Here is a 14124-nt window from a genome sequence, read left to right as displayed (position 1 = left end):
CGGCGGGGGTACCGCGTGATGGGCGGCACCCCCGCGGTGGCATCGACGCCAGGATGTCATGTGCTTTCCGGAACTTGCATCTACCGCAGCGTCTTGAAAGCGCGGCCGATTCCATCCAGGAGGCGGTCGGCGTCGTTGCTGGAGAAGGGCATTGGCGGCCGGAGTTTCAGGACGTTTCCTTGGGCTCCGCAGGCGGAGATGAGGATCCGGTCCTCGCGGAGGGCGTTCACGATGCCCGCGGCGGCGTCCCCGTCGGGTGTGAGTGAGGACCGGTCAGTGACGAGGTCAACGCCGATGAAGAAGCCGCTTCCGCGGACTTCTGCCACCTGGTCCAGGCCCTGGGCGAGGTCCTTCAACCCGGTGATGATCTTCTCGCCCACCTTCAAGGCGTTGTCGATCAGGGATTCCTCGCGGATCACGTTCAGGACGGCCTGGGCGGCTGCGATGGCTACAGAGTTGCCGCCGAATGTGTTGAAGTAGCGGATGTTCCTGCCGAACTCCACGAGCAGTTCGGGTTTGAAGATGGCCGCAGCGACGGGAATGCCGTTGCCCATGGGTTTGCCGATGGTGACGATGTCCGGAACGATTGCGTGGCGTTGGAAGCCCCACCATTCCTGGCCCGTCCGGCCAAAGCCTGGCTGTACTTCATCGGCGATGTACAGGCCGCCGGCGGCGTGAACCTCTTCGATGATCGGGCGCAGGAAGCCTGCCGGGCCCGCGAAGACGCCGTCGGAGGAGAAGATGCTGTCGGCGATGAAGGCCGCCAGTCCAATGCCGTGCCGGTGGAGATCGGCGATGGCTGCACGCACCTGGTTCCGGAGGTGGTCCTCGAGGGAGACCTGATCCGATGAGTATCGCAGGGCGTCCGGGGCGTCGATGACGCGTACGTTTGCGCCAAGGGGCACGCCGATACCCAAGGACGGCGAGAAGGACGCGACCTCCGCTGTCAGGCCGTGGTACGCGCCGGAGGTGACGATGATGCCCTGGTTTCCGGTGGCGTATTTTGCCACGCGCATGGCGAGGTCATTGGCCTCGGACCCGGTGCACGTGAACATGACATGGCCAAGCCCGGCGGGAAACGTGGACAGGAGGTCCTCGGAGTAATCAAGGATGGATTCCTGGACGTAACGGGTGTTGGTGTTCAGGGTCTGCATCTGTTCGTGGACAGCCGCGATGACCTTCGGGTGGCAGTGGCCCACCGAGGGGACGTTGTTGTAAACGTCCAGGTATTCGTTTCCGTCCCGGTCAAAGAGTGTGACGCCCTTGCCGCGGACCACTTCCAGGGGAGTGTCGTAGAAGAGCCGGTATCCGGGCCCGAGGCTCTGGTCCCGTCGCCGGATGTTCTTCCGGATCTGATCCGGGAGCTCATCGGTGCGGTTGGGGTCAAATCCGTTGACCATGGCCTTGGAAGGCTTGCGGATGCTTTGGACGGTATTGGTCATCATTTCTCCTTGACGGCTAGGGTGTCTGACTCAGGGTGTGAAAGGGCAGTTTGGTGCAGGGGCTGCGGCTGTGGCGGCGAGCCGGTCCCAATCCGGTTTCGAGTGGGAGAGGAGATAATCGCGCCTTTGGGGCAGGTGTCTGGCCCGCCACTGTGTAATCAGTGCCCGCAGCAGGAGGCGGGCCTGGGCCGAGACCACCAGGGCTTCAAACTCCTGTCCCGGCAGCGGGTTGACGCTTTGGTATCCGTCCAGGACGGACAGGGCGCGCTCCCAGGGGCTTTCGGGGTTCGCTCCCAACAAATTGGCCATGGTCACGCTGATGTCGAAGATCACGGGAGTTCGGACCACGTCGCCGAAATCGATAATCCCCGTCACGTAGGCCGGGCTATTGGGGTTGACGAGGACATTAAACGGACTGAAATCCCCATGGACAACCTGCGAGGGAAGGGTATCCAGTAGTGGAACTACTTTTGCATCGAACTGGTCGAAAATGCCCTCGGCCAGGGAGCGCTTTTCCTTGTCATCAACGTAGCCAAGTAGCGACCGCACCCTATGAAAGTGCTTGAGGTCCCAAAGGAGCAGACGGTCCGCCCGCGGATGGTCGAAGTCCTGCAAGGCGAGGCCAACGCTTGCCAGGCTTGAGCCAACCAGCTGAAGATGGCCAGCGGACGCGTCGTGCTTGGCCAGCAACTCTCCCGGCATGAAGCGCATCACCCGAAGCACCCTGTCGAAGGGGCCAGTAGGCGCCGGGATGAGGACTTCCGCGGCTCCGCCAAGGCTCCTGACAAGGCGCTGGACCGGCAACCCGGGAGCGGTCCGCTCCAGGTGAACCATGCACGCCGTCTGCAGTTGGACAATCCCTGGATCCTCTTCAGGTGAGGAAACCTTCACCAGAAAGGCCTCTTCTCCGCCTTGAAGGCGGAACGTCTCGTCCTTTTCCGTGGGAATCCGTACCAGCTTCCCCTGCAGGCCGTAGAAACGCTCAAGGAGTCGCTTCACAGTCGAGTCAGTGAGCTGCGACTGCTCTGTCAGGAGCCCGCTTTCTGCAACCACGGCATTAAAAAAATCGGAGTCGGTTCGGACGTCCATGGCTCTGGGCTCCTGTCGCTTGGTGAATAGATTCGACATGCTCGGTGCTCTGCTGTTCAACAGTTCTACAAAGTATGACACCGCGCGCCCCGCCTGCGCAATGAAATGCCCGGCAGGTCTACTGTTCAACTGTTGACAATTTTGCTTGTGGAGTTTTAAAGTCGTTCTATGAGCGGACTCCCTTGGAGGACCGTATTGATCACCCATTCATCCGCCCTGTGCAGGGCCGCCTACACCTCAACGAACGGACAAACCATGGCTGACAACAACTCCCGGCCGAAGTACATCTCCTTTGATATCTACGGCACGCTGATCAACTGGGACACGGATTCCACTACCCGCCGCCTGCTCGCGGGCAGGCTGCCGGAAGAGCAGTGGCCGGCGTTCAAGAAGGTTTTCCGCGGATACCGCTTCGACGAGGTCCTCGGCGACTACCAGCCCTACGAGGAGATCCTCCAGAATTCCTTTGACCGCGTTTGCAGGTTCTTTGGCATTGGCCCCACTCCCGGCGCCGGCGCGGAGTTCGCCGAGACCGTCCGCGGCTTTGGTGCCCATGATGACGTACCGGCTCCATTGAAGCTCATGGGCGACAACTACAAGCTGGTGGCCCTGTCCAATGCGGACGACAGCTTCCTGGACATCAGCATCCCCAAGCTGGGCGCTAACTTCCACGCGGTGCTGACTGCTGAGCAGGCGCAGGCGTACAAGCCGCGCTACCAGGCCTTCGAATACATGCTGGACACCTTGAACGCAAAGCCGGAGGACTTCCTGCACATCGCCTCGCACACCCGCTACGACATGCATCCGATGCACGACATGGGCTTCCGCAACCTCTGGGTGCTGGACCGTGGCTACGACCCCATTACCGGCGGTTACGACTACAATACGGTCAAGTCCCTGGACGAGATCAACCAGCATCTCGGCCTGTAGTTCCAGTCGACCGGAACATAAAAATAAAGACCGCGGCCTTGAGGCCGCGGTCTTTATTTTTATGTTGTCGAATGCCTCTTGGCGATAACGTCACGGATCGATTCGCGGTACTGGATGATCGTGTCCGAGATGACCTTCTCCGCCAGGGCGGGGTCACGCGAGTCGAGGGCGTCCACGATGTTCTGGTGCTCGGCTTCGAGTGAGTCCGGGTCCTCGTACTCGTGGTGCTCAATCGAAAGCACAAACATGAAGTACCGCAGTTCGGTCACCAGTTGCTGGTAGAACGTCCTCAGCTTCTGGCTTCCGAGGATTCCGACGATGGCGCTGTGGACCGCAAGGTCCTTTTCGACAATTTTGAACGGGTCTCCAGTTTTCAGCACGGCACGGAACTCCTCCATGGCGGCGTGAACCTCATCGAGGTTGGTGCTATCTGAGATGCTGCGCGCGGCGGTGGTCTCCAGATGAAAGCGCGCGTTGTATACGTCCATAATTTCCGCGTCGGTGGGGTCCCAGACGATGGCACCCTGGTTTGCGCGGTGGCGGATAAGACCGCCTGCCTGGACGATGCGGACCGCCTCGCGGACCGTATTCCTGGAGAGGCCGAGGTTCTCCGCCAGGAGGCTCTCGCGGAGGCGTTCACCGGGCTTGAGCCCTCCGCTGAGGATCATGGCTGTGAGCCCGTCCGCAACCTGCTGCACGGTGGACGAGTGCACTATCTTGATCTGCTCAACCATGCGTCTCATCGTACAGGCGTGGTCAACTGTAGGGCAGTGGACCACCTTCCAATAGTTTCTCTGGTCGTTGCCCCGCCAGGGCCTGCCCCGCACGCGCGAACGGGTCCGGAGCCAAAGCCGTGGCTTCAACTCCGGACCCGTCCCGCTCAGGGCGTAACTAGGGCCAGCCCCTAGCGGATCGCGGCTTCAGAGATGGCGGATTCGCCCAGGCCCCAGTACTCGAGGGATTCCTTGTACTCCGGGCTCTCGAGAACCGACTGGATGGCTGCCTGCAGGGCCGGCGTCAACGGCGACCCCTTCTTCAGCCCCATGGCAACGTTGGTATTCGTCCGAGTATCCATCCTGGGCTCCAGGATGGAGAAATGGTCGGGCTGCTGAGCGTCCGCCCAGGCCAGGCCGCTGGCGTCGTAGAAGACGCCGTCGATCCGCTTGGAGTCCAGCTGTGTCAGAGCCTCCTGGACGTTGGGCAGGGTGATTGCGTTGATTGCAGGCTGCCCCTTTTCCTCGCAGGTCCACTTGGAGACGTTGGGCAGGTGCTTGAGTTGCTGTGTGGAACCCTTGGTCACGCCGATGTTCCTGCCGCAGAGGGTGTCGTTGGTCAGATTAAGCGGGTTGCCCTTCGTTACCGCTACGGCCGAGCCGCCCTTGAGGTAGTTGATCATGTCCATGACCTTCAGCCGCTCTTCTGTGGCGGACATGGTGGTCGCCGTGAAGTCGAACCGGCCGCCGTCGATGCCGGGGACGATCGTGTCGAAGGCCGTGTTTTCGAATTTCAGCTTCAGCCCCAACTTTTTTGCCACCAGTCGGGCCAGATCCGGGTTCACGCCTATGGGCGTTGAATTGTCCTCAGCGAGGAACGTCATGGGCGGGGAACTCAGATCCATCGCGACCGTAAGCTCGCCCTTGGCCTTGTAGGACTCGGGCAGCAGGGCAACCGCCTCCGCATCCGGTTGGACACCTTCTGAGATGTCCCGGGTGTTCTGCGTCTTGGGAATGTCCGTTGTCGCCTCGGTGCCGGTGGCAGCGCCGCCACAAGCGCTCAGGGCCAACAGGACCGCGAGTCCGGCGGCCACCGTCTGGATCTTTTTTCTGACCATAATGTGCTTCCCTTCAGTGGGCTCAGCGGCAAGTGCGGCTGAGAATGCAGTTCTATCCATGCCTGCCGCTCGGGGTATCGGTGCGGCACCACGAGGGCTGCTAACCGTCTGCGCTTCAGCGCCGGTGTGATTCAGCTCTCGTTCCAAACACCATAAAACTCCGCTCTCTCGAAATTGTCAACAGTAGAACAGTTGAGCCGTCGAACGTTTCGTCGTCGTATGTCTCTGGTTTTAGCTGCTGCGGGCGTCCGGAAGACCATCCCCAAATTTGATAAGAGCGGTATAAGAGACTTCAACGACTACCCGGCCAGACGGAAGTTTCCCACCAGTTGTGGGCCAGGGAGGATCTCAGGACGGGGATCTGATGGTTACTCCGGGCGAATTCAAGAGCACCCGGCCTGGCTACGACGAGATTTGCCAGATCCTCAGCGGGAGCGGAACCATCACTGAATCGGACGGCAGCAGCTTTGAGATCGGGCCCGGTACCCTCTTCGTGACTTCCGCCGGCTGGGAGGGTCACTGGACCATCCGCGAGACAGTTCGCAAGATGTGGGTTGTCAAGAACGTCCCGGCAGACGCCGAGCAGTAGGCACTAAGGCTGAGAAAGGAGGGCATGGGCAGCCGTTGCTGCCCATGGCCTCCTTTCTGTTTCTCGTTCAACGCGGATTCACCAGACCAGTCGCCGATCTCCGGGCTTTCTTTGGTGGCGGAGCCGGGGCAGACGGTGGCGATCGTGGGTCCCACCGGGCAGGCAAAACCACGCTGGTGAACCTGATGATGCGCTTCTACGAGCTGGACGCGGGGAGGATAACGCTCGACGGCATGGACGTCACCTCGGTCCCGCGGCGCGAGCTGCGCTCACGGATGGGGATGGTGCTGCAGGATAGGTGGCCGCCCACTTCGCGGCGCCTGATGCGAGGGTACGAGCCTCATCCATGCCCTCGTCGGAGACGACGCCCTCTGCAGCCCTCCACAGTCGCTGAAAGACTTGTGCCGCAGTGGTGGCTCCATTCGAATCAGTTGTTTGCACTTACTCAAGGTTGCGCGTCGATCGATTCGATCTCCTCCAGCCTTTTCCACTCGAGATTCTGTTGCTAGTTTGACGGGATGGACCCTGCCACTATCGGCCTCGTTGGGGGCCTAGCCGGTGTGCTACTTGGTGCCTTCCTGACTTATGTTCTTGATCGGAGAAAGGCCGTGTCTGTGCGGCTTCATGAGTCGCGAATTGAGGCTTACAAGCTCTTTGCTGCCAGTGCGATGGAGTATCGTCGGGCCGTCATGGATCAGTGGTTTGAAGACCATCAACTGGAAGAGCGGACAAATGACGATGAAGTCCACCGGACGCGCAGTTCAGCATGGTCTGCCTACTATGGCGTTCGCCTTCTGACGGGAGATAAGCGACTGGGGGAGTCGGGGCGGCAAATTTTGGACAAAATCACCGAGCTGAAGGACGTCGGAAACCGGGAGGAACTGAACCGTCTGGGCGAGGACTGCCGTGATGAGGTGGACGACTTCGTTGAATTGGCCCGCGCAGATGTAGAAGTGGCTTCGAAGACTATGTGACGCACACTTTGCACTGGCCCCTTAGCAAAATTGAAGGTCGGCCTGGAAACCATTTGCTGGTCTTGAGCCTCTTTACGAGGCAGGAAGGGTGCCCTACTTTACGGTTTGCAAATCTCCTGGGAAGAGGAAGACCAGATGGAAGGCCTCGTTTTCGTCCCAATAGGTGCGTACTCGTTCCCGAACGCCCCAATGGCGCGACAAGGTGAAATGTGTTGGTGCGATAGGGCGTTCGAGCCCCTTCCGCACCATGGCCGCCAGCTTCACCACCGAGGAATAGCTGCAGGCATTAGAGTCAATTCGGATGGCAGGAGCGGTCATTCGTTCACTGTTTCCCGTAACAAGAAAGGTGAGTTCCATGCCGGGATGCTTTTCATCGATATGCCTACAAAGGTCCGGAAGCATCGAAAGCGTTTCAATCAGTGTGGAAACGGACGTTCGCTGACGGACGTCGATGGCAGGCCACATTTCTAAGTGAATGCCAATGCTCGGCCTGAACGGGCGCATCTTCTTCTTTTTGTAGTCCGCGATGCGCTTTTTAAGAACTCGAACCGTAGTAGTGGTCGCAAGGATCAGCTTTCCGGCAGCGGGCAGAAATTTAGCTACTTGCGCAATCCATCCGGTCGGGCCGCCGGAGGTCGTGCCGATCCCTGGCCTGAAGCCTGCAGCTGTTGCCACTCCGCGGGCGTGAAAAAACTCTTCGGTACTAGCCCGTATTGAGTCACGGGATTTATCGATGTCATATATTCCTCGCGCTCCTGGTGTATGGACATCTAACACGAGTCCAGAGAAGTCTTCTCCTGAATTCTGTGGGATTAGTACCAAGCGAAGCTCCTTGAATGGCTCGTAATATCCACTCCACCCTATTAGACCCAGCCTCATTCTTTTTGCTGTCTTCGGTATCCATCCTCTAGATGGCAAGCGACTTGTAGATGAGCTGCCCACTTCCGGAGTAAGCACAAGGGGCACCTGATGACGACCGACACCTGCCGTCGTAGTACACGGACATACGAAGCAATGTTCCGGCGTGTCGCCCGTAACCTGTTTAGATGCCTCGTTTTGCGCTCGACATCGAATCCGTGCCCCGCCCTGCCCGCGCGCAGAAACTCCTGGACGCCGTGAACCACAGCGTGGTCATCGCCGACGGCGCCATGGGCACCATGCTGCAGGGCCGGGACCTGTCCCTCGAAACAGACTTCCAGAACCTGGAAGGCTGCAACGAGATCCTCAACGACACGCGCCCGGATGTCATCGCCGACATCCACGACGCCTACTTCGCCACAGGCATCGACGCTGTCGAAACCAACACCTTCGGCGCCAACTGGTCCAACCTCTCCGACTACGGCATCGACGACCGGATCGAGGAACTGGCGCGAAAGGGCGCCAAGATCGCGCGCGAGCGTGCCGAAGCGGCCGAAGCCACAGACGGCCGGATGCGCTGGGTCCTCGGCTCCATGGGCCCGGGCACCAAGCTCCCCAGCCTCGGCCACACCAGCTATGACTACCTCAAGCAGACCTTCGCCCTGCAGGCCGAGGGCCTCATCGACGGCGGCGCGGACGCGTTCCTCATCGAAACCAGCCAGGACCTCCTGCAGACCAAGGCCGCGGTCAACGGCTGCAAGCAGGCCATCGTCTCCAAGGGAGTCCGCCTCCCCATCTTCGTCGAGGTAACTGTCGAGACCACCGGCACCATGCTCATGGGCTCCGAAATCGGCGCCGCGCTCACCGCCCTGGAACCGCTCGGCGTCGACGCCATCGGCCTGAACTGCGCCACCGGCCCGGACGAGATGAGCGAGCACCTCCGCCACCTCTCCAAACAGTCCTCCGTCGCCATCGCCTGCATGCCCAACGCCGGCCTGCCCGTCCTCGGCGCCAACGGTGCGCACTACCCGCTCTCACCCACCGAGCTCGCCACCGCGCACGAGCAGTTCGTCCGCGAATTTGGCCTGGGCCTGGTGGGCGGCTGCTGCGGTACGACGCCGGAGCACATGGCCGCCGTCGTCGAACGTCTTGCCCCCTTCCGCACCAAAGCCGTGCCCGCCACCGCGGACGGCAAGACACAGCCCGCCCGCGTCCCCACCGAGCGCGAAGCGGGCATCGCCTCCCTCTACCAGCACGTGAACTTCGACCAGGAGTCCGCCTACCTGGCCATCGGTGAGCGCACCAATGCCAACGGCTCCAAGGCCTTCCGCCAGGCCATGCTCGAAGAGCGCTGGGACGACTGCGTGGACATCGCCCGCGAGCAGATCCGCGTCGGCGCGCACCTGCTCGATGTGTGCGTGGACTACGTGGGGCGCGACGGCGTCGCCGACGTCAAGGAGATCGTCTCCCGTTTCGCGTCGGCCTCCACCCTGCCGCTGGTCATCGACTCCACCGAACCGCCTGTCCTGCAGGCCGGCCTGGAACTCATCGGCGGCCGTCCGGTGGTCAACTCCGTCAACTACGAGGACGGCGACGGCCCCAACAGCCGCTTCGCCCGCATCATGCCGCTGGTCAAGGAACACGGCACCGCCGTCATCGCGCTGACCATCGACGAGCAGGGCCAGGCCCGCACCACCGAGGGCAAGGTGGCCATCGCCTCCCGCCTCGTCGACGCCCTGGTGGGCGAATGGGGCATGCGAGTCGAGGACATCATCGTTGACGCGCTGACCTTCCCCGTTGCCACCGGCCAGGAAGAAACCCGCCGGGACGGCATCGAAACCATCGAGGCCATCCGCCAGATCACCGCCAAGTACCCCGGCATCAACACCACCCTGGGCGTCTCCAACGTCTCCTTCGGCCTGAACCCGGCCGCGCGCATCGTCCTGAACTCGGTCTTCCTCCACGAGGCCACCGAAGCGGGCCTGACCAGCGGCATCATCGACGCCGCCAAGATCGTTCCGCTCGCGTCGATCCCGGAAGACCAGCGCAAGGTGGCCCTGGACCTGGTCTGGGACCGCCGTGAATACGACGCCGACGGCAACACCACCTACGATCCGCTCGCCATCATGCTGGACATGTTTGCCGGCGTCGACACCGCGGCGCTCAAGGACCAGCGCGCCGCCGAACTCGCGGCGCTGCCCACGGGCGCCCGCTTGGAACGGCGCATCATCGACGGCGAAGGCAAGGGCCTCGAGGAGGACCTGGACCTGGCCCGCAGCGAGGGCCTGACCCCGCTCGGCATCATCAACGACCACCTGCTCGAGGGCATGAAGGTGGTGGGTGAGCGCTTCGGTGCCGGCGAGATGCAGCTGCCGTTCGTGCTGCAGTCCGCCGAGGTGATGAAGAACGCCGTCGCCCTGCTCGAGCCGCACATGGAGAAGTCCGACTCGTCCGGCAAGGGCACCATGGTGATCGCCACCGTGCGCGGCGACGTGCACGATATCGGCAAGAACCTGGTGGACATCATCCTCACCAACAACGGCTACAAGGTTGTCAACATCGGCATCAAGCAGGGCATCGCCGAGATCATCGCCGCGGCCGAGGAACACGACGCCGACGTGATCGGCATGTCCGGGCTGCTGGTGAAGTCCACCGTGGTGATGAAGGAAAACCTCGCCGAGCTGCAGTCCCGCGGCTTGGCCAAGAAGTGGCCGGTGATCCTGGGCGGCGCCGCCCTGACCCGCGCCTACGTGGAGCAGGACCTCGCGGAGCAGTTTGACGGTACCGTCCGGTACGCCAAGGACGCCTTCGAGGGCCTTTCCCTCATGGAGCCGCTGGTGCGCGTGGCCCGCGGCGAGTCCCCGGACGACGTCGGCCTGCCGCCGCTGAAGAAGCGCATCCACAAGGGCGGCGCGAAGTTCACGGTGACCGAGCCGGAGGCCATGCCCGGCCGGTCCGACGTCGCGGACGACAACCCCGTGCCCGCCCCGCCGTTCTGGGGCACCCGCATCGTGCGCGGCGTCGCGCTCCACGACTTCGCCGCGTTCCTGGACGAACGCGCCACCTTCATGGGCCAGTGGGGCCTCAAGCCCGGCCGCGGCGAGGACGGCGCCTCCTACGAGGAACTGGTGGAACGCGAGGGCCGGCCGCGCCTGCGCTACTGGCTGGACCGCATCCTCGCCGAAGGCATGCTGGACGCCTCCGTCGCCTACGGCTACTTCCCCGTCGTTTCCGAAGGGGAACAGGTGGTGGTGCTCCACCACGGTGAGGACCGCGACGGCGTCCTGGGCACCGCGGGCCTGCTCGCCCCCGACGGCGGTTCAGGCGGCCCGATCGGCACCGACCGGCTGCGCTTCGACTTCCCGCGCCAGCGCCGCGACCGGCACCTGTGCCTGGCCGACTTCGTGAAGTCCCGCGAATCCGGGCAGATCGACGTGCTGCCCGTGCAGCTGGTTACGGCCGGCTCGAAGATCGACGAGTTCACCGCCGAGATGTTCGCCGGAAACCACTACCGCGACTACTACGAGCTCAACGGCCTGGTCATGCAGCTCACCGAGGCGCTGGCCGAATTCTGGCACGCCCGTATTCGCAAGGAACTGGGCTTCGCCGCCGAGGAACCGAAGGACACGGCCGGGTATTTCAAGCTTGACTACCGCGGTGCCCGTTTCTCGCTCGGCTACCCCGCGTGCCCGGACATGGAGGACCGCCGCAAGGTGACCGAGCTCCTGAAGCCCGAGCGGATGGGCGTGGTCCTCAGCGACGAGCTGATGCTGCACCCCGAGCAGTCCACCGACGCGTTCGTGTTCCACCACCCGGAGGCGAAGTACTTCAAGGTGTGAGCTGGTGCCGGTCTGCGGTTGGCGTGGCAAGGCGGAGGAGCCGTGTGTCGGCGTGGAGATGCCGCTGTGAGAGGCTGCAGTTATGGACACCTCATCTCGGGAACATGACCTTGTTCTTTACGGAGCGACGGGTTTCGTTGGCCGACTGATCGCCGGCTACCTCGCGGAGCATGCACCGGCCGGTGTGCGAGTCGGACTCGCGGGCCGGTCGAGGTCCAGGCTCGGGGCGGTTCGGTCGGAGTTGCCGGTCGCGGCGCACGGATGGGCCCTTATCGAAGCCGACTCGGAGGACGCGGACTCGATCGCCGCCCTGGCCGCGGGCACACGGGTGCTCTTCACAACCGTCGGTCCATACGCGAAACATGGGCTACCTGTCGTCGGCGCCTGCGCACGGGCCGGTACCCACTACGCCGACCTCGCCGGTGAGGTGTCCTTCATCCGGGAGGCGATCGATCGCTATGACGCTGTGGCCAGGACGAGCGGGGCACGGGTAGTGCACTCCTGCGGCTACGACTCCGTGCCGTCCGACCTCGCCTTGCTGCTGCTTCATCAGGCGGCAGAAGCAGATGACGCTGGCGGCCTGGTCGAGGTCCAACTCGTTGCTACGGCCAAGGCTGGCATCAGCGGAGGCACGCTCGAATCGATGCGCGGGCAGCTCGACGCGATGAGAACGAGCACCGCCCTGAGGTCATTAGCCGCGGACCCCTACGCTCTGAGCCCGGACCGCTCACGGGAGCCGACGACACCACAGCCTCCTGACGCCGGTCCTGTGCGCCGTTCCGCTGACGGCACCTGGACCGCGCCTTTCATCATGGCCCCGGTCAACACCCGGATTGTGCGCCGCAGCAACGCATTGCAGGGCTGGGCCTACGGCCGCTCCCTTCAGTACGGCGAGGTGATGGGGGTGGCCCCCGGACCGGCAGGAGCAGTCATCGCCAGGGCAATCGCCCTCGGGCTCCGGGCATTCACGGGCGCGATGGTGTTCCCGCCCACCCGGCGGGTGCTCGACCGCTGTCTGCCGGCACCAGGTACGGGTCCGAGCACCAGCACGCAGCGCGCGGGCTGGTTCCACTCCCAGGTGACCGCCCGCACCGAGGACGGGCACCGATACCAGGCGATTGCTGCCGGCCCCGGTGATCCCGGCTATGCCGCCACCGCCGTAATGGCAGGTGAGACTGCACTCGCTCTTGCCCTCGACGGTGACCGGCTGCCGACCGCCAAAGGGTCACTGACACCGGCCACCGCACTCGGCAACGTGCTCATACAGCGACTCCGTGCGGCCGGCCACACGTACCAGGTAACCAAACTCGACTGAACCGAGGTCCCTCAAGTCACCCGGTAACGGGGCAATCACACGGCTGCGCCACGCCATCCCAGGAGTACGCTGGCGATATGGGCGCTCCCGAGCTTGTAGCTTTGCCAGTGGGGTTCGAACAGTTCCATCGACGGGACTTCGTCAACTACCAACTCAATCGGGCCCATGCGCTGGGTTTCGCCGACCGCCATGAGCTTGTCGACGCCGCGGCACGCATACGGTCGATGGACGACTGTGTCACAGAGTTCGAAGCCTTATCGAGCCGGGCTGCCGCCGGGGCCCGGCGGCGGCATGCGGCGGGTTATGCGAGGATCGCGGAATTCTTCACGCCGCCGCAGTCGGCGGAGAAAACCAATCGCTACCGCCGCTATCTGAAGCTCTTCGATAGCGCATTCGGGGAGGCCGCGATCGTCCGTTACCAGATCCCCTATGCCAATGCTTCGCTGCCGGCCTATTCGCTTCCGGCGGCCGGGACACCAACTGGTCAGACTGTGCTGTTGCACGGCGGGTTCGACTCCTTGATCGAGGAGTTCTTCCCCATCTGCCAGCGTCTCGCTGCCGCCGGTTTCGACGTGATCGCCTTCGAGGGGCCGGGACAAGGTGGTGCCCGGACGTTGAACGGGCTCACCTTCGACCATGACTGGGAGAAACCGGTAGGGGCCGTGTTGGACCACTTCCGTCTCGACCGGGCCGCACTCGTCGGCATCTCGATGGGCGGGTACTGGGCATTGCGTGCCGCAGGACGTGAGCCTCGCATCCACAGTGTGGTGGCTTGGCCACCGGTATACGACTGGCTGTACCGGGTCCCACCCGTCTTGCGAAGACCGGTCCGTACGATGTTGCGGCACCGGCGCTTCATGCGCTGGAGCGTGCGCACCCGTGCCCGGCTGTTGCCGACCCTTCGCGTGGTGGTGAATCAGGTCCTGTACATGCTCGACAGCGACGATCCGGCCGCCGTTGTCGACTGGTTCATGGGAATGAACGCCGAGCACCTGGACAGCGGACGGGTGAACCAGGATGTACTGCTGATGTGTGGCGAGCATGACGCCTTCCAACCACCGGCGCTGACCCAAGCGCAGGCAAAAGCGCTCACGGGAGCCAGAAGCGTCACGACACGTTTGTTTACCCGGGCGGAGCAGGCCGACCAGCACTGCCAAATGGGAAACCTCGAGCTCGCCTGCGAGGTTCTCACCGCCTGGTTGCGGGCTGCAGGCCACCCTGGCATTGAGGTTCGGGAGTAGCGCCTCGAGTTTCGCG

At 63.0% G+C, this 14124-nt stretch carries 11 protein-coding genes and 1 pseudogene; 7 read left to right on the top strand and 5 right to left on the bottom strand.

What is annotated here, in order from left to right:
* Window positions 1–80 precede the first annotated feature (80 nt).
* Both AC5RTT_RS01480 and AC5RTT_RS01475 read right to left on the bottom strand, forming a co-directional pair.
* Window positions 81–1442: an aspartate aminotransferase family protein gene (locus tag AC5RTT_RS01480; protein ID WP_494143711.1), complete on the bottom strand. Its 1362-nt coding sequence runs from the start codon at window positions 1440–1442 to the stop codon at window positions 81–83.
* Window positions 1443–1472: 30 nt separating this feature from the next.
* Window positions 1473–2660 (bottom strand): phosphotransferase, encoded by a 1188-nt coding sequence (locus AC5RTT_RS01475; protein ID WP_494143710.1) that lies wholly within the window; start codon window positions 2658–2660, stop codon window positions 1473–1475.
* A gap of 126 nt (window positions 2661–2786) precedes the next feature.
* Here AC5RTT_RS01475 and AC5RTT_RS01470 point away from each other — a divergent pair, with 126 nt between their 5' ends.
* On the top strand, window positions 2787–3461 hold the full coding sequence (locus AC5RTT_RS01470; protein ID WP_494143709.1) for a haloacid dehalogenase type II: 675 nt from the start codon (window positions 2787–2789) through the stop codon (window positions 3459–3461).
* 59 nt (window positions 3462–3520) lie between these two features.
* Here AC5RTT_RS01470 and AC5RTT_RS01465 read toward each other — a convergent pair whose 3' ends face one another.
* Both AC5RTT_RS01465 and AC5RTT_RS01460 read right to left on the bottom strand, forming a co-directional pair.
* On the bottom strand, window positions 3521–4195 hold the full coding sequence (locus AC5RTT_RS01465) for a GntR family transcriptional regulator (RefSeq protein WP_494143708.1): 675 nt from the start codon (window positions 4193–4195) through the stop codon (window positions 3521–3523).
* 170 nt (window positions 4196–4365) lie between these two features.
* Complete coding sequence (locus AC5RTT_RS01460) at window positions 4366–5292, bottom strand: ABC transporter substrate-binding protein (protein ID WP_494143707.1); 927 nt, start codon at window positions 5290–5292, stop codon at window positions 4366–4368.
* Window positions 5293–5656: 364 nt separating this feature from the next.
* Here AC5RTT_RS01460 and AC5RTT_RS01455 point away from each other — a divergent pair, with 364 nt between their 5' ends.
* The 3 genes and pseudogenes from AC5RTT_RS01455 (at window position 5657) to kilB (ending at window position 6855) form a co-directional block, all read left to right on the top strand.
* Window positions 5657–5881: a cupin domain-containing protein gene (locus AC5RTT_RS01455; RefSeq protein ID WP_494143706.1), complete on the top strand. Its 225-nt coding sequence runs from the start codon at window positions 5657–5659 to the stop codon at window positions 5879–5881.
* A 78-nt stretch (window positions 5882–5959) separates the two neighbouring features.
* Window positions 5960–6183, top strand: a pseudogene (locus tag AC5RTT_RS01450) (ATP-binding cassette domain-containing protein); the annotation flags it as partial.
* 216 nt (window positions 6184–6399) lie between these two features.
* Window positions 6400–6855: a plasmid transfer protein KilB gene (gene kilB, locus AC5RTT_RS01445; protein ID WP_494143705.1), complete on the top strand. Its 456-nt coding sequence runs from the start codon at window positions 6400–6402 to the stop codon at window positions 6853–6855.
* Between the two features lie 93 nt (window positions 6856–6948).
* Here the strand turns inward: kilB and AC5RTT_RS01440 are convergent, their stop codons facing one another.
* Window positions 6949–7530 carry a hypothetical protein gene (locus AC5RTT_RS01440; protein WP_494143704.1) on the bottom strand — a complete coding sequence of 194 codons (582 nt, stop codon included), beginning with the start codon at window positions 7528–7530 and terminating at the stop codon, window positions 6949–6951.
* Window positions 7531–7901: 371 nt separating this feature from the next.
* On the opposite strand from AC5RTT_RS01440, the gene metH reads away from it, so the two are divergent.
* The 3 genes from metH to AC5RTT_RS01425 all read left to right on the top strand — a co-directional run bounded on the left by metH (window position 7902) and on the right by AC5RTT_RS01425 (window position 14108).
* Window positions 7902–11552: a methionine synthase gene (gene metH / locus AC5RTT_RS01435; RefSeq protein ID WP_494143703.1), complete on the top strand. Its 3651-nt coding sequence runs from the start codon at window positions 7902–7904 to the stop codon at window positions 11550–11552.
* Window positions 11553–11634: 82 nt separating this feature from the next.
* Window positions 11635–12867: a saccharopine dehydrogenase family protein gene (locus AC5RTT_RS01430; protein WP_494143702.1), complete on the top strand. Its 1233-nt coding sequence runs from the start codon at window positions 11635–11637 to the stop codon at window positions 12865–12867.
* Between the two features lie 77 nt (window positions 12868–12944).
* Entirely contained in the window at window positions 12945–14108 is a 1164-nt protein-coding gene (locus AC5RTT_RS01425; protein WP_494143701.1) for an alpha/beta fold hydrolase, read from the top strand.
* Window positions 14109–14124: the final 16 nt, after the last annotated feature.

Source organism: Arthrobacter sp. Y3221157 (assembly GCF_059089865.1).
The sequence above is the reverse complement of the archived record's forward strand: the minus strand, read 5'-3'. Positions and strand labels throughout refer to the sequence as shown.

Coding starts and splice junctions, on each gene's coding strand:
- AC5RTT_RS01425 (WP_494143701.1), top strand. CDS start 12,945: ATGGGCGCTCCCGAGCTTGTAGCTTTGCCAGTGGGGTTCGAACAGTTC.
- metH (WP_494143703.1), top strand. CDS start 7,902: ATGCCTCGTTTTGCGCTCGACATCGAATCCGTGCCCCGCCCTGCCCGC.
- AC5RTT_RS01455 (WP_494143706.1), top strand. CDS start 5,657: ATGGTTACTCCGGGCGAATTCAAGAGCACCCGGCCTGGCTACGACGAG.
- AC5RTT_RS01460 (WP_494143707.1), bottom strand. CDS start 5,292: ATGGTCAGAAAAAAGATCCAGACGGTGGCCGCCGGACTCGCGGTCCTG.
- AC5RTT_RS01470 (WP_494143709.1), top strand. CDS start 2,787: ATGGCTGACAACAACTCCCGGCCGAAGTACATCTCCTTTGATATCTAC.
- AC5RTT_RS01480 (WP_494143711.1), bottom strand. CDS start 1,442: ATGACCAATACCGTCCAAAGCATCCGCAAGCCTTCCAAGGCCATGGTC.
- AC5RTT_RS01430 (WP_494143702.1), top strand. CDS start 11,635: ATGGACACCTCATCTCGGGAACATGACCTTGTTCTTTACGGAGCGACG.
- kilB (WP_494143705.1), top strand. CDS start 6,400: ATGGACCCTGCCACTATCGGCCTCGTTGGGGGCCTAGCCGGTGTGCTA.
- AC5RTT_RS01465 (WP_494143708.1), bottom strand. CDS start 4,195: ATGGTTGAGCAGATCAAGATAGTGCACTCGTCCACCGTGCAGCAGGTT.